Below are 19,167 nucleotides of genomic sequence, written 5' to 3'. Positions count from 1 at the left end.
AATTAAGAAATATCCTCTTTTTTACTAAAAAAAAAGGGCCTGACGGCCTTATTGTTTAAAAGTTGGAATTACTTCCCTGTGATTATGATAGGTATAATAGTTGCCTCCAGTCAAAGAAACCATTTCCTTTAATCTGGTTTTTATCTTATCATTTTCCAGTTCTCCAATATGTACTACATGTAACATAATATTATTATCTTTTAGTTCTTTTACAACTTCTTTTGGAGGAATAGCACCATTATCTATTCCATCACTTACCAGCATAATGTATTTTTGTCCATTAACAGCAGTTAAATCCTCTGCCGCTTTTTTTAGTGAATAGGCAATAGGTGATTTGCCCAGTGGCTTCACATTTGCTATAAAGTTTATTACTGCTTCTGTATTATTTTGATTAAATGGTAAGGCTAAGAATGAATCTTCAAGGTCACCCACCCTTCTTGCACCAAAAATCCTTAATCCTAGATTAATATCATGATCAATTTCAGCAGCAAAAGTTTTTAAAACTTCTTTAGATTTAATAATTTTCTCAATCCCATAGTCCCGTCCCCACATACTTCCTGAGGCATCCCAGATAATTTCAAGATAAACCTCATTGGATTCCCTGTTAAGACTAAGTTCATTACTGGTAACCTTCTTTGCCCCCTGACGCCAGACACTTTCATATGCCCCAAGAAACAAACCAAATATTAACAGACATAATACTAATATTTTGATCGACTTATCATTCACAACTACCCCTCCTTAATAAAAATTATATTAAAAAAGGGTGAAAATAAGAACAGACCTACCAATATGGTAAGCCTGTTTTTTTTTAGATATAATTTAATTGATCAAAACTATGATAGCCGTTTTCTTCTATAATTATATGGTCAAGGAACTCTACCCCCAGTATTTTACCTGCCTTTAAAAGCCGCTTGGTAAGTAAAATATCTTTTTGAGTAGGTTGAGTAAAGTGTTTATTGGTATTCTGGGCAATAATAACTGATACCTGATCATTTAAAAGGAATGGAGTATGAAAAATTATCTTGGGATCAAAACTGATAGGTTTACTTAAACCCTCACCCAGTAATTCCCAGGATATCAAATAATTATCTTTATTCATAGTTAAGATCATCAGTCTTTTCATATTGGCAGAATTCAATTCATAAAAGAGATTATAGACATCAAGAGGTTGTAAAATCGGTTTTTTAATCTCGGTACTAATGGTCTTTTGAGAACTTTCACATTTCTCCAGAAAAGCATTTATTGTGCTAATCTCCTGCAATTGACCGTAGAAATCAATAACCTGATCTATATTAATAAAATCTGAAGAGGATTCATTTATACTATTTTTAATTTGATTTTGAATTGAAATAGAATCAATAACCTGATAGCGGGTTTTTTTACAATCAGGGCAGTTAAAGGCAACAAATCCCTTTCCTTTATATTTGCCTAAATTCTGATCGAAATGCCCTAAGCCTAGTATATTATCTTCATTAATCTTGCTTCCGCATTTCCAGCAATATATATTTAACATTGTTTCCCTCTCCTTTCCGGGGTACTATTATAATACATTATATTTAAGAACAGAAAGTTTAATTCATTTTTCTTTAATAATTCTTTCTACTTCATAATATATCTTTTCAACGTCAATTGTTAATATATTCTTCTTATTCATAACTATTTTACCATTAATAATAACTGTATCGACATCACGACCACTGCCAGCGTAAAAGAGATTAGATAAATTATTATGATGGGGATAATAAAAACTGTTATTAGATATATTTACTAAGATTATATCTGCTAAATTTCCCTGAGCAATAATTCCTAAATTATCTCCTAATTGTAAGACCCTTGACCCCGAAAGCGTTAACATTTTCAATAAAGAATGAACATCCATTACAGTAGGATTAAGTTTATCAACCTTCTGTAGATATGAACCTAGTCGAGCCTCTTCGATCAGATCAAGGTTATTATTACTTGAGACACCATCAGAACCAATACCTACTTTAATATCTCTGTCAATTATTTTACAGATAGGGGCAATTCCACTACCCAGTTTCATATTACTGGCCGGATTATAGACAACACCAACCTGATTTGAAGCCATTATATCAATATCTTCATCATCAAGATAAACACAATGAGCAGCTACTACTGGTCTACTGAATAAGCCAATATTGTTTAAATATTTGACAGGTGATAGCCCATATTCTTTTTCTATCTCGGCATATTCCCCCTTTGTTTCTGCCAGGTGAATATTAACCGGCAGGTTATGTTCATTAGACAAATCAATAATCTCTCTCAGATATCCCTCTGAACATGTATAGGGTGCATGTGGTCCTAACATCGTTGTTATTCTGCCATTTGCTCCCCCCATCCACTTTCGGCTAAATTCAAGTGATTCTATTAGACCTTTCCTGCCGTCATTTGCTTCAATCAGTCCGCTTGAAAGTACGGCTCTAATGCCTGATTCCTGGACAGCCTTTGCTACCAAATCCATTGAAAAATACATGTCAGCAAAGAGGGTTGTCCCTGTCCTGATCATTTCAATAATTGCTAGCATTGTTCCCCAATAAATATCATCAGAATTTAAACCTGCTTCATAAGGCCAAATCTTATCATTTAACCATTTATTTAACGGGAGGTCATCTGCATATCCACGTAATAACGTCATACCGGCATGTGTATGACAGTTTACTAATCCAGGCAGAGCAATTTTCCCTCTACCATCAATAACCTGGTCATATTTATTGTGTTCCTGATCCTCATGATAGCCAGAACCAACTTCTGTAATTAACTTATCTTTAATTATTATATAGCCGTTATTGATCATCTCTTGATTAGCAGAATAAATCACATCAATATTTTTAATTAAAATTTCCATTTACAGTCAACACCTTTTATTCTATCTTTTAAGAAATAATTCTACAGAAAGAGCAAGAATTCCTGCTATTTTATTAAATTAATAATTATATCATCCATAATAATGTTTTCCATTCCACCCATTTTATTCTTTATAATGATTTTCAGGCCTTTTTCCAGGTCTTCTCTTAATAAATCAAGCTGATTTACAGGATAACTAGCATCAAGATAAGAAGCAATCTCTTCCAGGGATACCTTTAAGGGGTAAGTACTACTCAAGGCTTCATTTATCTCTTTAATTAATTCTTTATTTATTTTATTAATTGAGCCGTTTAAATTTGCAGGGTTTATCTCTAATAGTTCAATTAAAAATGAATTATTATTATATGTTAAATAGTTTTCAAATAAACCTTTAAACCGTTTATTCTGTAATTGTGAGAGATATTCCTTGATACCTTTTCTCAACATAGGTTTAATCTTCTTTAAGGAGGGAATAGTAATCCTTTCTCCGAGATTAAACCCACAATTACATTTTACTTTTTTTTCCAATATTTCATTTAAGTTAATTACCTCACATTGGTCCGGGAAAAAGGTTTCAATATATTTTTTAATAGGTTTCATATTGTAAGCGACCTTAATAATCCTTATACTAGAAAGATTATCAAGGGCATTATATTCTGGAAGTGAATATAAATTACCATAAAAATCACTTAATTTTTGATGATAATATTCATGTTCCTTTGTATATTGGACCTTGTAACAGTTGATAAATTCATTTATCTCTTCCCTGAGTTTTTCCTGGGCCTGAGGGTTAGAGACAATAATATGAAGCTCAGTAAATTTTTTTAGTATTGTAAGTAAAGCCATTCTCATTTTTTCATAACCACGTAAAGGCAGAGAAATTTCTTTTAAATAATTATATTTTTCTATTAATTCCTGGTCAATCCTTTTTCTAACAAAAGACAAATTTTCTTTAACAATTTTTAGTTCACTAAGAAAATTATTTATATTACCATAACTTGAGATGATTAATTTATGAAAATTTTTTAAACCTTTATAAGGGTCATTATCAAATCTATAGAAATCCTGTTCCAGGATATGATTAAGACGAAATAAAGGGGCATTTATATCCTTGATCTGCTCACTCTCCTCCAGGAGATAACATAACTGCATATTTACCCTGATTGATTGTTCTAGTTCATCCTGCATATTTTCTTTTATATTAATAATTATTTCCCATAGAAATTTCTGGTTTTCCAGGTTATTAGTAGAACCATTTAATTCATAGCCAAAATCCTTTAATATTCTCAAAAGATTAATCCAGCATTCCGTATTTAATAACATTATAAAATACCTCCTTCTTTTGACTTCTAATATAAACAATTCTATAATAGCCATATTATTCCTTTGTAGATAATGTCTTACTTTGTCAGGAGGTCAATTTTTTTTCTTTCAAGAATAAACAAATAAAGACAGCCTTTATCAGCTGTCTGGTGATTATGTTTTATTATGTATTTTATTAATTTACATTGGAAGAAAGTTTGTTCAGAGTTGTTTTTATGTAATCCAATCCAGAAACTATATTTAAAGGAATGACTACATAAAAAAGAAATAAACCAATAAATTTTACATTTAATAATCTTAAGGCAATGGCCAGATATAATAAAAAAATGGAGATTTTACCAAGCAAACTGGGGTTAATCATATCATAGCCAAGCAAATAAGTAATACCTGAACTTATAAAGATAAACAACTCCCTGATCAAAAGAATTACCGGAATATAATGTGGGATTATATCTGAAATAATCAGGGCAATTAAAATACTGATTATACTGAGCTTATCTGCAGTTGGGTCAAGTATCCTGCCCAGATCACTTGTTAATTGATATTTCCTGGCAAAATAACCATCGAGAAAATCTGTTAATGCTGAAAAAGAAAAAATAATTGCAGCAGTAATATAATTGCCGGCTAAAAAATAATATAGATAAACTGGAATCAAGAGAATTCTAAGTAGACTCAATAAATTAGGTAAACCCATTATAAAACCACACCCATTTCATAATTTTAGTCTATTCACTGTTATATTCTTCTTCACTAATAACTTTTCCCCCATCTATTTCCTGATTAACAATATTATATCTCTTATCAAAATCAATTCTCAGATTTATTTTGTGGTAACAGTTATTACATATTACACCCTTATTTACTCGAAAACAAACTGACTTATCATTATAAACACGGCTAATATCATAACTTTTCCTTAAAAGAATTTTAATTTTATGGCCACATTTATTATCCTGGATAAATATAAACATTAAATTTCTTTTATTATTACTTTTAAACAAATCTCTAAAAAAATCTAATAAACTCAAAAAAATACCCCCTTATCCTAACATTTAAAACAATTATATATCAAATTTTTTACTAATTCAAGCTATCTCCAGTCCATAAAAATAAAAACAAGAATTGTATATATCTCTAATCTACCCATTAACATACAACAGGAAAGAATAAGTTTAGCAAATTGCGGTAGTGGCATAAAAGAATTAAGGGGACCTACCAGCTCTAAGCCAGGTCCTATATTGCCCAAGGTTGCTGCTACAGCTGATATAGAACTTAAGATATCTATCCCAAAATAGCTTAATGAAATTGTAGCAAGGACAAAAACGGTTATATACATAAAGAAAAAACCCAGGATACTTGTTGATATTCTCTCTGAAACAGACTGCTTATTAACCTTAATTTTCTTTATAGCCCGGGGATGTAAAAGTCTGTATAATTCCTGTAGTCCCTTTTTAAATAAGACCTGTATTCTTATTACCTTTATTCCTCCAGCAGTAGAACCTGCACTACCACCTATAAACATCAAAATAAGTAATATCCATCTGCTAAAAGGTGGCCAGGTATCATAGTCTACTGTTGCAAATCCGGTAGTACTGGCAATAGATACAACCTGAAATCCTGCATATCTTATTGAAGTGCTTATATCTCCATAAACATTAAAAAATAGGTTAAAAGTAATTAATGTGATAGCACTTAGTAAGAGAAGCAGATAAAACCTAAACTCCTCATCATTATATATCTCATTAATCCTTCCCTTAAAAATGCTATATATGAGATTAAAATTGGTCCCAGCTAAAAACATAAATAAAATTATTATATATTCAAAAACAATATTATTATAGGCGCGAACACTGAGTGCACGGGAGGAAAAACCACCTGAAGAAATAGTTCCAAAAGAATATATTACTGCTTCAAAAAGAGGGAGCCCATTAACTTTAAGAAGTATTATTTCTAAAGCAGTTAATAGAATATAAATAAACCACAATGTCTTGGCTGTTTCCTGAATTCTTGGTTTAATACGGTTATCTAACGGTCCTGGTACCTCTGCCCTGAAAAGATGCATATTTCCGGCTAGCTGCGGTAAAACTGCCATTGTCATTACTATAATACCCATCCCCCCCAACCAGTGTGTTAAACTCCTCCAAAAGAGTATTGTATGACTTAAACTTTCCAGAGACATAATTACTGATGAACCAGTTGTTGTAAAACCTGAAACACTTTCAAAGAAGGCATCTATTGGGGTTTTAAGTATACCGGACAAGAAAAATGGAATTGCTCCATATATAGAGACAAGAAGCCATCCCAGGGTAACTATAACAAATCCATCTTTATATTTAAGACCATTCTTATTAAATCTAAATTTCCTTAAAATACTACCACTTATAAAAGCAAGTCCCATGGTAATAATAAAAACAAAGGCATCTTCTTCATGATAATAAAACCCTACTAGTATTGGTAGTAACATTGATAAGGCTACAAATATCAAAAGACTACCTAAAATATATAAGATAGAATTTATATTCATAATACACATGCACCCCATTTCCTTCCTGTTCAATATATAAATATGTTAAAGCCTGATTAGTAGAAGTTAAATATTTTTTTATATATTTATACAAAAATGGGTAATCCTATAAATGGAAAGGGTGTGTATCAATGAAAAAAATTCTTGTAGAAAGCCAGTGGAATGGAAGCCAGGAGATGATGATTAATATACCTGATTTTCCACACCTTCATTCAAGTCTTACTTATAATGTGGAAGCCTGTAAACGATATCCTCACCCCTATGAATATCTCCTAACTGCACTATCGGGAATTATTACCCTTATTATCAAGAATTATTCCAATAAACATTGTCTGCTTATTACTAATCTTTATATAAGTATACACAGCAGTCTTAATTCAAAAGACAATATGCCTAAAATTTCTATTGATATCAATCTTGATTCCAGTGCAAGTCCAGAGGAATTTAATGACCTTCAAAAAGAGATACATAATAATGATCTTTTTTTAAAACTACTTAGTAATAACAATCTTCTTCAGATAAATTGGAACTAATTAAGGCCCCAAAACATGGGGCCTTAATTACTTAGCTCTTTTTCTCTTTCTTTTTTATTAACTCATTACTGGTTAAATCATCACCTATTTCTATATCGTCAGGATTTAAGTCATTAGGATTATCAGAAACAATACCCATCCCATCCTTTTTATTTTTTTCTTTTTTATCTGTTTTCTTTTTACGAATCTTCATCATCTCACTCCTTTTAATAATAGTATTTGTTTTATTAAAGGAATTTATTATGTAACTTTATTTCATTTTTTTTATTAAAGAAAATAATTAATCTATCGTCTTTTTTCAATAAAGATTCTCCATCAGGAATAATATATTCATTATCCCTGATTATAAGACCAATAATGATACCAGAAGGGAGTTTGTAATCTTTAACTTTCTTATTATGTTTATTATTAATCCTTAATTCGGTAGTATAAACCTCATCTCCAAGGAAATATTTATTAATCCTTTGTGAAGAATTAATAAAATCACTTAGGTAATCTTTAATTACCTCTGGTACAGATATGGTATTTTCTAAGTTAAGTAATTCAGCTATTTTACAGTGTTTATGGTTATTTATTATAGTATACACATTTTGACAAGCATATTTTTTGCTAGAATAACTCCCTAATAAATTAGCAAAATCATTATCACTAAGGTTTATTAAGATTGATTTTGTATTTAAACCCTCTTCACTCAACAATTGTGTATCAGTCCCCTCACCATGTAAGATAAGGATATTATCAAATTCATCAGCAAATTTATTGCATTTTGCCAGGTCTGGATCAATTATTATTATTGGCTCAAAGAGTTTTTTCCAGCCCTTAATCAATAACCTAGCTAATTGATTAGCCCCAATAATAAATAGCCTTCTCTTTTTTTTATATCTGTTGAATAAACCAAACAAATTATTTATAATTGATTTTTTAAATAATATATATATAAGGTCATCAGGGTAGATTTTTGTTTCTGGTTGGGGAACAAAGGTCCTGTGCTGTCTTTTGATTGCAATAATCAAGGTGTCTATCAGTTCAATATCTTTAACTCTGATATAAGAAAAAGAGTCATCATTAACAACCTTTATGCTACTTATATTTATCTTTCCAGGAATTAGATTCATAATATTGACCAATCGTGTCTCCTTTAAAAGATAACTCAAATAATCGATTATAACTTGATAAGGATTAATTATTAAATCAATATTACTTTTTATTTCTAAATAACAGCTATTGCTTGTAAGACATATAGTTTTATCAGCCCCCATATTTTTAGCCAGTTCAGCTGCAAAGAGATTATATTCATTATTATCAGTCATGGCAATAAAACTGTAAACATCAGCAATATTATGTTTTTTTAAGATCTCTACTAAACCATTATCAAAATTATCGAAAAATACATCGATATCCGGATATTTACTATAATTTTTATCAAGTATAATTATATCATTTTTCTTACTTAAATAATCAGCCAGAATCTGCGAATTTTTATCTATCCCCAGAATTATAATTTTATTAGATTTTGTTTTAAATAGCATACACTATAACCTCCCAGCTAAAGTATATGTTAGCTAATAAAACTATATGAAAAGGAAGCTATTTAATTAAATTAAAAAAAAAGAAAGGATTTTTAAAATCCTTTCCAAAAAAAATCATTATGTATAATACCTATCCTTCCACAGAGTCCTTAAATGATTTACCAGCTCTGAAGACAGGTACTGTTCTAGCGGGAATAGTAATCTCCTCACCAGTCTGTGGATTCCTTCCCTTCCGTGAACTACGGTCTCTTACTTCAAAAGTACCAAAACCAATTATCTGGACATTATCACGGTCGTCAGCCTGTTTAGCGGCTTCACTGCTAAGGTAATCAACAATAGTATCAAATACTGCATTAACACTTTCTCCTGAATCCTTTTTGGTTAAACCAGTTTTTTCTGCCACAGCATCGATTAAATCAGTTTTAGTCATATTACCTTCACCTCCTTAATTTGACTGTATACTTTACACATTACTTATTATTCGCTATATATCACTAATCTCCTGCATAATTGGCATTTTTTTTAAGCAAAAAAAAGGCTCAAGGTTATTTTACCTCAAGCCAGGTAATTAATACATCTTTTTGGGTATTAAAGGATAATACATATTAACCCTCCACTACCTTCATTAACTATCTTTTGAATGGTATCCTGAATTTTACGCTGGGCAGTATCGGGCATACGATAGAGTTTATTAGCAATTCCTTCTTTCATGATATCATGTAATGACCTTCCTAGAAATTGTGTTTCCCATATATCTGACGGATTTTCTTCAAAATCCTTCTGCAAAAATAAAATTAGTTCTTCCGATTGTTTTTCTGTACCTACTACTGGTGATACTTCTGCCTGTATATCAGCCCTGATCATGTGGATTGAAGGGGCACAGGCAGTTAATTTAACTCCAAATTGATTACCCCGTTTAATTATTTCTGGTTCATTGAAATTCATATCTGATAGTTGTGGTGTTACTATGCCATATCCCTTTTCTTCAACATCCTGTAAGGCCTGAGAAATTTTATCATATTTCATTTTAGCAAAACTAAGGTCTTTTATTAAGCTTAATAATTCTTGTTCATCTTCAACTTCATAACCACTGAGTTCATTAATGATTTTAAAAAACAGATTATCTAATAATCCTATTGATATTCTGGCAACACCTTCACCTAGATTTACCCTTTCCAGAAATACCTCCTGAGTATATTCATTATCCGCCAATAATCTTACTACTTCATCAACATCTCTTATCTTCTCCACATTATTTATTGATAGTCTAACTGATTCATCAATACTTTTTTTCAACCAGTTATTAGCCGGTAATTCATTGGTCCATACTGGTAAATCTATATATAACTCTTTGACTGGAAATTCGTATAAGACTGTTTTAAGAATTTTATCTATATCATTTCTATTCATATTTAAACAGTTTATAGCTAAAACAGGGACATCATATTTTTCAGATAATTTCTCACTTAATTGTCTTGTTTCTTCATCATCTGGATGAGCAGAATTTAAGGCGATGACAAAGGGTTTGCCAATTTCCTTTAATTCATTAATAACCCTCTCCTCTGCCATCACAAAATTATGTCTCGGCAAATCTGTAAAACTGCTATCTGTTGTAATTACCAGGCCAATAGTAGAGTGGTCAGTAATCACTTTATTAGTCCCTACCTCTGCAGCCTCCTGGAATGGTATATCATGTTCATACCAGGGGGTTGAGACCATTCTAGGTCCTTCTTCATCTTCATAGCCAAGTGCTCCAGGGACTGTATAACCTACACAGTCTATCATCCTTACTCTAAAATTTAATTTATCCCCTAATCTAATATCTACTGCCTCTTCCGGCACAAATTTCGGTTCTGTTGTCATAATCATTTTGCCAGCAGAACTCTGCGGTAATTCGTCATTAGCCCTTTCTTTAACAAATTTATCGTCAATCATTGGTAATACCTGGTGTTCCATAAAACGTTTAATAAAAGTAGATTTACCTGTCCTTACTGGACCCACTACACCTATATATATATCACCATTGGTACGCTCCGCAATATCTTGATAGATATTGAATTTATCCACTCTTTATTTCCCCCCTTTTTTTTATAATATTCTTTGACTGTCTTTTAATCGTAATTATCTTCATCCCTCCCACATAAAATCTATTTAAAATTAAATATTATTAACAAATTAGAAAAAATAAATATCAGTATATATATATGAAGGCAAGTCTAAAATATTACATTATATAAAAAAAAAGACCCGGCAATAAAACAAGCAGAATCTTTTTTTACCAGTCCAAGTCTTGAACAACTTCTTCGATTTCATGTTTTGGGCCCCTCAGCATAAGGTCATCAACAGCCTGTAAAGGGTCTTTATTATTAAACAAGACATTATATATTTCCCTTGTTATCGGTATTTCAAAATCAAACTTTTGTTTTTTGAACCATTCGTAGACAGCCCTGGTTGTCCTGACCCCTTCAACAACCTGATTGATTGATTTGTATGCTTCACTGAGTTCTAGGCCCTCCCCAATTTTAATACCAAATCTCCTGTTTCTACTGTGCATACTGGTACAGGTGACCACTAAATCACCCATGCCAGTTAAACCAGCAAAGGTCAGTAATTTACCCCCCATAGTATATCCTAGACGGCTCATTTCATGCAGTCCCCTGGTAACCAGTGCAGCCTTAGTATTATCCCCATAGGCAAGACCATCAGCTATACCAGCAGCCAGGGCAATAATATTTTTAATAGCACCAGCAAACTCAACCCCCACAAGGTCTGGGTTTGTATATACCCTGAAACTTGCTGACATTAACAGATCCTGTACTTCAACTGCCTTATTCTGGCAGAGGGAAGCAACTACTGCTGCAGTCGGCAAGCCCTTAATTACTTCTTCTGCATGTGTGGGACCTGAAAGTACAACTACCGGCAGATCCAGTACTTCTTTTATAATCTCTGAATTCCTTAAAAAAGTATCTTCTTCGATCCCTTTAGCAGTTGAAACAATTATTTTTTTATCTGTTATAAAGGGTCTAATGGCCTGGGCAACTTTACGGGTTGCATAGGTTGGAACCGCAAAAAAAATTATCTCAGCAAGATTTACCGCCTCCTGTAAATTCAGGGTTGCAGTAATATTTTTGGACAATTCTTTCTGTGGAAAATATTTTGCATTACGCCTTCTCTGATTGATATTAAATTTCTGTTTCTTATCACGGAGATAAAGCAACACCTGATGTCCATTATCTGCTAAAAGCTGGGCAATAGCTGTTCCCCAGCTTCCTCCTCCTATAATAGTGATTTTCTTCATCAGCCATCACCTTTGTTTACTAACAATGAAAAATTGATTTTTCTTTCTTCCCCTTTAAGTAGCCTCTGAATATTGGAGTAATGCCTGGCAATAACAAAGAGGGCTATTATAATAGCAAAAACAATATATATTGCTTCTTCTGTATAGAAAAAGAAAGTCAGGGGTAAAGACATTGCTGCCATTATTGAACCAAGTGAAACATATTTGGATAATATAATAACAAATATCCAGATGAGGGCATAAATCAAAAAGGCTACCGGTAACAGTCTCAACAAAACACCAACAGTAGTAGCAACTCCTTTTCCCCCAGAAAACTTTAGAAAAACAGACCAATTATGGCCAATTATCACAGCCAGTGAAGCCAGTAAGAGATAATAAATCGGCATATCAGCCAGAAAAAAATTAGCAATCAGGACTGCTATATATCCTTTAAATATATCTAACAATGCCACCAAAACACCAAACTTAAATCCTAATAAACGCGATGCATTAGTAGCACCAACATTTCCACTACCATATTTTCTAACATCTTTACCTGTAATTAACTGGGTGGTAATAAAGGCAAAGGGTACTGCCCCTATTAGATAACAAATGAGAATAATAAATAAGACTAACAAAAGATCACCTCTATTTCCTTGACTTTAATTTTATTCTAATTGATGTGCCAATAAATCCAAAGGCCTTTCTTAAAGTATTATCTAAATATCTTTGATATGAAAAATGCATTAAGTCCGGATTGTTTACAAATAATACAAAAGTAGGGGGTTTTATTCCTACCTGTGTAGCATAGTAGAGTTTTAATCTCCTTCCTTTGACAGCAGGTGGTTCCCTTAATAAAATAGCCTCTTCCAGAACCTCATTAAGAACACCTGTCTTAATTCGCATATTATTCTGGTCTATACTATATTCTAGTAGTTTAATCACTTCATCTACCCGTTCACCTGTAAGGGCAGAAATAAAAGTTATCGGGGCATAATTAAGGAATTTTAACTGGTAATAAATCTCATCTCTATAATCTTCCATTAATTTATTATCTTTATCTACAAGATCCCATTTATTTACCCCTATCACTATAGCTTTACCACTTTCATGGGCATAGCCTACAATCTTTTTATCCTGTGAAGTAATACCCTCTGTGGCATCAATTAACATTAATGAGGCCTCAGCCCTTTCAACAGCCCTAATAGTACGCAGGACACTATAGTATTCAACTGCTTCCTTAACACGTGATTTGCGCCTGAGGCCAGCAGTATCAATTAAATTATATTTGACACCATTTTTTTCTACTATAGTATCAATAGCATCTCTGGTAGTACCGGGAATATCACTTACTATTACCCTCTCATCACCAACAATATAATTAACCAGGGATGATTTTCCTACATTAGGTTTACCAATTATTGCAATATTTAAGAGGTCATCTCTCTCATTATCATTTGGTATATGTGGTAGATTATCGACAATAATATCCAGGAGATCACCTGTATTTTTACCGTGCTCTGCAGAAATTGATACTGGTTCATCAAACCCCAGGGAATAAAAATCCCATTTTAACTGTTCTGCATTAGAAAAATCATCCACCTTATTAACCACGAGAATAACCTTCTTATTTGTCCTTCTCAGTAATTGGGCTATTTCCTGATCAGTGGTAGTAATTCCACTTTTACCATCTACTATAAATAAAATTAACTCGGCTTCATTCATAGCAATTTCAGCCTGGTATTTTATTTTGTTTTTAATCAAATCATCATTTGAAGGTTCTAATCCCCCTGTATCGACCATGATAAATGCATTGTTTAACCAGGATATATCCGCATAAACCCTATCACGGGTAATATTGGGCTCTCCTTCAACAATAGAAATTCTATTACCTGCCAAACGATTAAAGAGGGTTGATTTACCTACATTCGGTCTTCCTACAATCGCTACAACTGGTTTAGCCATCTGATACCACCTCCACTAATTCTTCAATATTTGAACAAACATAAATATTTTTATCTATATATTTTTTTCTAATATCCTCTAACTTTATATCATCCAGGAAAAAACCCTCTTCATTTAAAGCAATACCTGGAATAATAATTTCTTTAATATCTATATCCTTTAATCTTTTTATTATATCCTGTCCTGTTAATAAGCCCGTAACTGTAACACCTTGTCCAAAATAAGCATTCCTAACAGGGATTAAACTTACAGACAAATTATTTATCTGTTTAAGCCTATTAACTACTGGTTTAAGTGCCTCTGCTCCCAGTAAACCTGTTATAATACCAATTATTTTTTTGTCTGATATTTTTTCAGGTAAAGTACTGGTTAAGGATTTAAATTTCTGCCATAATTGCCTGGTTAAACCAATACCATTCTCCAGTTGTGGAAAACCATTATAATCATCATATACTGGTAACTTATAAGTACTTAAAAGGTATAATTCATCAGAGCAATAGAGAAAATTACTAGAATACCTTTTCTTAATTAACCCCTGCCAATTCTGAACCTGTTTTACTACCTCTCGGGCAGCGACATTATCATAAGAAAGAAGTTTACTCAGCTTATCCCTGTATTTTGTTAAACCAACCGGTACAATCCCAATTGATTTAACAGCTGGATAAAGGCTGATCAAATCACTAATGGTTCTGTCTAGTTCCTTACCATCATTTATACCTTTACAGAGGACTATCTGGGTATTAAATTCAATCTTAGCTGCTGCCAGCCTTTTAAGCTGCTCCATTATCTTACCAGCAGCAGGGTTTTTCATCATTTCAACCCTTAAGCTGGGATTTGTTGTATGTACAGATATATTTAGAGGGCTCAGTTTTAGTTCAATAATTCTTCCGAATTCTTTATCTGATAGATTTGTCAGGGTAATAAAACTACCCTGTAAAAAGGAAAAACGATAGTCATCATCTCTAAGCATCAATGACTCTCGCATATTGGAGGGCTGCTGTTTTACAAAACAAAAGAGACAATTATTCTGACATAATTTTAAATCATCATAGATTATCCCTGAAGGTATTATTCCCAGTTCCTCCCCGGGAGTTCTACTAATATTTAACTCCCAGTATTCACCATTCAGCTTTTTTACTAATATATCCAATCTTTCATCGGCTGTTATATATTGATAAGCAATATAATCATTAATATATTCTCCATTTATTTCTAAAATCAGGTCTCCTTTAGCTAACCCCATTTCACCAGCAATACTATCTTTTATTACATCTGCTATCTCCAGCATCCAACTGACCTCCTGTAAGGAATAATATCATATTTTGTCTTTGTAAGCAATAGATATTTCCTCTTTTACAGTCCTTACCAGTTCAATAAAATTAGGATAAGCCAGTTGTAGTCCATAAACAGTCAGCAATCTACCAGGGAAGACCATGCCGAGCCCACGAGACATAAATCCACCAATTCTGACAAGAATATTCACTTTTTTAAGTGTGTTTTGAACATATACTAAATTTTTATTTATCTTTTTTTCTTCTAAGAAGCTATCTAAAGTATTGAGCACTATTTTTTCTGCCCTACCCATGCCCTGAATATATACCTTATTATTATATTCATCCTTTCCAAAATAAAATGGTATACCAATCTCCTGACCCTCTGTTTTATCAAAATAAGGAAGTTTAAGAATTTCTTTTCTGCTAGGAACCCTGTCCACAGGCAATCTATTGGTATGTATTCCTGCGCTCAGAACAGATGAATGGGCACCTCCATAACAATGATAGATAATAATCATTTAATCACTCACTTACTAATATTAGGTCTCTAATTTCCAGCTTTGCTTTAATAGTTCAGCTGCAGAGTATTTGAGACCATAAGTAATTATTTTTTTAGATAAATAATTTAATCTAAGTTTCTTTAAAAAATAGCCGGTCTTAATCAAATAATTTTCATATTTATTTAAATTCAAAAATACAATTTTACAGTCATTAGTAAATATTTTATTATAACCAATTAGGGCCTTCCTGACTATTTCATAGTATTTTTTTACTTCCAACAGATAGGTGTTATTGGTCAACCTAATTAATTCTCCAGCAGCAGGTTTATTCATTATCGTATATTTCTCTTCTATTACAGTCATAATCTCTTCATATGAGGGCTTACGGCTCTGATGTAAATAAGCCTCTACAGCAAAATAAGACAACAAACTCATTTCCTGACAACAAAAAATTATTGACAATTTAACACTCCTCTGGAAATTAGTGTTTGATAACCAATTTAACCCCATTTCCTAGGTCATGTACCATACCAAGGGTAATACGTGCCAGTAATACACTTATCTCTTCCAGTTCATCTTTTGTATCAGTATAAAATATTGGTAAGGCACCACCAACTTTATAATCATTATCCTTTAAGGTAATAACAGCTACTATTTTATCGGTTATTCCCACTTCCATGTCCAACCCTCCAAATCAATCAGCTGCTTTCCGTCCTATTTTAGACTTTAATGGTTTTTGTTGAGAACTTTCCAGTACAGGTATCTTTTCAATGGCCTGTTTAATAAATTCCCAGTCCGGTTCCTGAGGTAGAAAAATTATATTTAAAGTACCATAGTTAAGATTAAGTCTGGCCAAGGGGGTAAACTGCTGCATGCCCTTATCTAATTTTACCCCCATTAAAACAGCCAGGTCATGTAAGATAGCTTGTCTCTGACCTAAATTTGATAGGGTAGTACGGGCATTTTCATCTTTAGGTATGATTTTAATCCCCAGGCCTTCTTGCTGCCATTTTTCAAGTGCCTCTTTTTCGCCTATGTTCATTATTATAATATCATCTACACCAATATTATAACCTTCAATTGTAAGTTCTTTTAATTCAACCCTTGCTATATCGGCAACACTTGGGCCTTTCATAAACAAATGAAGGAGATAAGCAGATAAAGAACCAGCTAAAATCCCTAAATACCAATTAAAATAAAAGTAGACCAGACTTGTTATTAAAGCAGTTACTAATGCAAGGTAATTTCTAGCCTCAAATAATTTAGCAATACCTTCAATATAGGCCTTACCACGGGGAATAAGCTCATTCTCTTCAATCTGGGCTAGACTCTCCCGCTCCATATTTCTAACATCTCTAAACTGCTGTGCAGCCAGGGTTAAGAAGGTAATGGCAATATATTCTTTCTCCAATAGTACTGGTACTACCAGAGCCCCCAGGGCAGCAGCTATCCCACCAAGGATCAAATGAATTACATAGGAATGGGGGAAACTAGGGAACTGACGATAATCAATTCTCAGCATAAAGGCACGGGCCAGGGTGCCCAGTAAAAAACTCACTACTAAAAGTTCACCATATTTAAACATTATTTTTCTCCTCTATCTATTATCTCTCTCCCCAGAAAAGATTTTATCCTGTTTACTACTCCCTGCCAGCTCCCTTCATTTATAAATAAAAAAGCAAGAATACCAACAAATAGAATAGTCACTATCCAGGCTATAGTTTTATAGGCATTTTTTGATTCAATATTCCTACCCTCCTGATTACTAATATTATCACCGTAAAGAAGATTATTTATAGAATCAGCAATCATTGTAGCACTTGAAGCAGCCTGGTCTTCAGTTGTAACATGGGTGCCAAATTCCAATAATAGGGAATGGGTTGACAATTGTTGGTTATAACTGCCACTACCATAAAATATACCCTTAATTAAACCTGGGTATTTTTCATCACAAACTGCCTTTAATTGTTTAGCAAAATTGTCATTAACACTAAGGTTGGGGTTCTGTCTCCCCACTACTAACCTTACCTGGCTTACTAACTGTCCATTAATCTTGGCCAGGTATTCATGTGCCTGGGGTATTGCATCACGGTGTAAATCAAAAATAGCATCAGGTCTATTTTTCATTAAATCTGTAGCTGATGCCCTGGACCGCTCATAGGCTGCACCATCATGGGGCAGGTGTAGATTATCTTTTACTATTACCTGTATTCCCATTTTCTCCAGGGCATTTTTTAATTGATAGCCGATACCATGTATTTCTCCTTGGCCCTCAATACTCTCAGGCCCAGGTCGATAACTCTCATCATTATGTGTAAAGTATATTCCAATTAACTTTTTTCCCTGGGCTGCCAGTGGGGTAAGTTCTGTTCTGTTTAGACCCTGAAAGAGATCAACTTTTCCTTTGTTTTGGGCAATAGCCCTTTTACCATTAATGCTTTTAACTTCAAATTCTATATTATCCTCATTAATATATCGATCTCCACTACTAACACCCATAGCAGTTGCAAAAACATAATTGCCCTGTTCATCATAAACCATTACTGTATCTTCTTCCCTATGTCCAATAAAATCATCTCCGAGCACTACTGTAGGAAAAAGAAGAAAGAATAAAAGCAGGCAGAAAATATATCCTGTATATACTTTATTATTTTTCATTGCTATCCCCCCTGTTTTTTTCTCCGGCAGGTCCGCCCTGTAATCGTTCCCTTGATTCCCCTATTATTTCTGCCAGTAAAACCGCTAGAATTCCAGAAATAATGATACTATCAAAGGCACCAGCACCACCTATACGCACCTGAGAAACAATCCTACCTGTAAAGACCCTGTAATATGTAAACAGATTAAACAATAAAAACCCCAGGGTACCTGCTATAAATGAAGCCCTTCTTGATCTACCTAAAATATAGGCTATTATACCCCCACTAACTGCATAGAGATATAAGGGGTCTATAATATCTCTACCATGTCCAAAATCCCTGAAAAAATAACTTATACCATAAATAGCTCCGGCAGTTAGAACAACTGCTACTATAGCTTTGATTAATTCCTTACTGGAATCTGCCCTATACAGGACATAAAAAGCCAGAGCAATGGGGATAAGACCACCACCTATATTAATAGTAAGTAAGGGTGAACGCCTGATAGTAAGTTCAAAATAACTACCAATAATAATTAAGGCAATAAAAAACAGTGCCATAGAATCAGTTAAATGCAAACGGTCCAGGACTCGATGGGCTGCCCCAAAGTAAATTAACAATCCTGTAATAACTAATATAATAACACCTATTGTCATATCCATACACCTCCATAAAAGTCTTTACCCTTAGCCTTCCCTTATTACTATTTCTATATTCATGAAGAATACTGTTAAA

22 protein-coding genes are annotated in these 19,167 nt (G+C 33.0%); 1 reads left to right on the top strand and 21 read right to left on the bottom strand.

The annotated features are described in order from the left end of the window. Nucleotides 1–48: 48 nt before the first annotated feature. The 7 genes from D7D81_RS12550 to D7D81_RS12520 form a co-directional block, all read right to left on the bottom strand. The gene (locus D7D81_RS12550; RefSeq protein WP_125990451.1) at nt 49–729 is read right to left on the bottom strand and encodes a vWA domain-containing protein; all 681 of its coding nucleotides are present in this window, start codon (nt 727–729) and stop codon (nt 49–51) included. Between the two features lie 82 nt (nt 730–811). Continuing rightward, complete coding sequence (locus D7D81_RS12545; RefSeq protein ID WP_125990450.1) at nt 812–1,516, bottom strand: JAB domain-containing protein; 705 nt, start codon at nt 1,514–1,516, stop codon at nt 812–814. Nucleotides 1,517–1,579: 63 nt separating this feature from the next. Next, nucleotides 1,580–2,869 (bottom strand): amidohydrolase, encoded by a 1,290-nt coding sequence (locus tag D7D81_RS12540; RefSeq protein ID WP_125990449.1) that lies wholly within the window; start codon nt 2,867–2,869, stop codon nt 1,580–1,582. A 65-nt stretch (nt 2,870–2,934) separates the two neighbouring features. After that, the gene (locus tag D7D81_RS12535) at nt 2,935–4,191 is read right to left on the bottom strand and encodes a cytochrome P450 family protein (RefSeq protein ID WP_125990448.1); all 1,257 of its coding nucleotides are present in this window, start codon (nt 4,189–4,191) and stop codon (nt 2,935–2,937) included. Between the two features lie 175 nt (nt 4,192–4,366). Beyond that, nucleotides 4,367–4,885, bottom strand: coding sequence for a CDP-alcohol phosphatidyltransferase family protein (locus D7D81_RS12530; RefSeq protein ID WP_230866695.1), 519 nt, complete (start codon nt 4,883–4,885; stop codon nt 4,367–4,369). Between the two features lie 31 nt (nt 4,886–4,916). Then, nucleotides 4,917–5,219, bottom strand: coding sequence for a hypothetical protein (locus tag D7D81_RS12525; RefSeq protein ID WP_286169666.1), 303 nt, complete (start codon nt 5,217–5,219; stop codon nt 4,917–4,919). A gap of 62 nt (nt 5,220–5,281) precedes the next feature. Then, nucleotides 5,282–6,715: a TrkH family potassium uptake protein gene (locus D7D81_RS12520; RefSeq protein ID WP_125990446.1), complete on the bottom strand. Its 1,434-nt coding sequence runs from the start codon at nt 6,713–6,715 to the stop codon at nt 5,282–5,284. Between the two features lie 131 nt (nt 6,716–6,846). Between D7D81_RS12520 and D7D81_RS12515 the strand changes: the two genes are divergently transcribed. Then, on the top strand, nt 6,847–7,248 hold the full coding sequence (locus D7D81_RS12515) for a hypothetical protein (RefSeq protein ID WP_125990445.1): 402 nt from the start codon (nt 6,847–6,849) through the stop codon (nt 7,246–7,248). Between the two features lie 31 nt (nt 7,249–7,279). Here the strand turns inward: D7D81_RS12515 and D7D81_RS19580 are convergent, their stop codons facing one another. From D7D81_RS19580 to D7D81_RS12450, 14 genes are all read right to left on the bottom strand, one after another. Continuing rightward, nucleotides 7,280–7,444: a hypothetical protein gene (locus tag D7D81_RS19580; protein WP_164522249.1), complete on the bottom strand. Its 165-nt coding sequence runs from the start codon at nt 7,442–7,444 to the stop codon at nt 7,280–7,282. 31 nt (nt 7,445–7,475) lie between these two features. Then, on the bottom strand, nt 7,476–8,777 hold the full coding sequence (locus D7D81_RS12510; RefSeq protein WP_125990444.1) for an NAD-binding protein: 1,302 nt from the start codon (nt 8,775–8,777) through the stop codon (nt 7,476–7,478). A gap of 130 nt (nt 8,778–8,907) precedes the next feature. Then, nucleotides 8,908–9,207, bottom strand: coding sequence for an HU family DNA-binding protein (locus D7D81_RS12505; RefSeq protein WP_125990443.1), 300 nt, complete (start codon nt 9,205–9,207; stop codon nt 8,908–8,910). 158 nt (nt 9,208–9,365) lie between these two features. Then, nucleotides 9,366–10,844 carry a stage IV sporulation protein A gene (gene spoIVA, locus D7D81_RS12500; protein WP_125990442.1) on the bottom strand — a complete coding sequence of 493 codons (1,479 nt, stop codon included), beginning with the start codon at nt 10,842–10,844 and terminating at the stop codon, nt 9,366–9,368. Between the two features lie 208 nt (nt 10,845–11,052). Continuing rightward, the gene (locus tag D7D81_RS12495; RefSeq protein WP_125990441.1) at nt 11,053–12,075 is read right to left on the bottom strand and encodes an NAD(P)H-dependent glycerol-3-phosphate dehydrogenase; all 1,023 of its coding nucleotides are present in this window, start codon (nt 12,073–12,075) and stop codon (nt 11,053–11,055) included. Next, on the bottom strand, nt 12,075–12,692 hold the full coding sequence (gene plsY, locus D7D81_RS12490; protein ID WP_125990440.1) for a glycerol-3-phosphate 1-O-acyltransferase PlsY: 618 nt from the start codon (nt 12,690–12,692) through the stop codon (nt 12,075–12,077). Before plsY ends, D7D81_RS12495 begins: the two co-directional genes overlap by 1 nt. Nucleotides 12,693–12,702: 10 nt before the next feature. Next, a complete protein-coding gene (gene der / locus D7D81_RS12485) occupies nt 12,703–14,019 on the bottom strand; it encodes a ribosome biogenesis GTPase Der (protein ID WP_125990439.1) in 1,317 nt (438 codons plus the stop codon). Further along, the gene (locus tag D7D81_RS12480) at nt 14,012–15,307 is read right to left on the bottom strand and encodes a DUF512 domain-containing protein (protein WP_125990438.1); all 1,296 of its coding nucleotides are present in this window, start codon (nt 15,305–15,307) and stop codon (nt 14,012–14,014) included. Before D7D81_RS12480 ends, der begins: the two co-directional genes overlap by 8 nt. 27 nt (nt 15,308–15,334) lie before the next feature. Continuing rightward, nucleotides 15,335–15,811, bottom strand: a complete 477-nt coding sequence (locus D7D81_RS12475; protein ID WP_125990437.1) for a DUF3189 family protein — start codon at nt 15,809–15,811, stop codon at nt 15,335–15,337. A 21-nt stretch (nt 15,812–15,832) separates the two neighbouring features. Next, on the bottom strand, nt 15,833–16,255 hold the full coding sequence (locus tag D7D81_RS12470) for a DUF3189 family protein (RefSeq protein WP_164522248.1): 423 nt from the start codon (nt 16,253–16,255) through the stop codon (nt 15,833–15,835). Nucleotides 16,256–16,274: 19 nt separating this feature from the next. Beyond that, nucleotides 16,275–16,472, bottom strand: a complete 198-nt coding sequence (locus D7D81_RS12465) for a capping complex subunit for YIEGIA (protein ID WP_286169665.1) — start codon at nt 16,470–16,472, stop codon at nt 16,275–16,277. 15 nt (nt 16,473–16,487) lie between these two features. Further along, a complete protein-coding gene (locus D7D81_RS12460) occupies nt 16,488–17,378 on the bottom strand; it encodes a YIEGIA family protein (protein WP_125990435.1) in 891 nt (296 codons plus the stop codon). Then, complete coding sequence (gene spoIIP, locus D7D81_RS12455; RefSeq protein WP_125990434.1) at nt 17,378–18,451, bottom strand: stage II sporulation protein P; 1,074 nt, start codon at nt 18,449–18,451, stop codon at nt 17,378–17,380. Before spoIIP ends, D7D81_RS12460 begins: the two co-directional genes overlap by 1 nt. Then, the gene (locus D7D81_RS12450; RefSeq protein ID WP_125990433.1) at nt 18,441–19,088 is read right to left on the bottom strand and encodes a DUF1614 domain-containing protein; all 648 of its coding nucleotides are present in this window, start codon (nt 19,086–19,088) and stop codon (nt 18,441–18,443) included. Before D7D81_RS12450 ends, spoIIP begins: the two co-directional genes overlap by 11 nt. Nucleotides 19,089–19,167: the final 79 nt, after the last annotated feature.

Origin of the sequence: Halocella sp. SP3-1, assembly GCF_003953885.1 — a bacterium.
GTDB lineage: Bacteria > Bacillota > Halanaerobiia > Halanaerobiales > DTU029 > Iocasia > Iocasia fonsfrigidae.
Note: the sequence above shows the minus strand (reverse complement) of the source record. Positions and strands in the feature narration are given on the sequence as shown.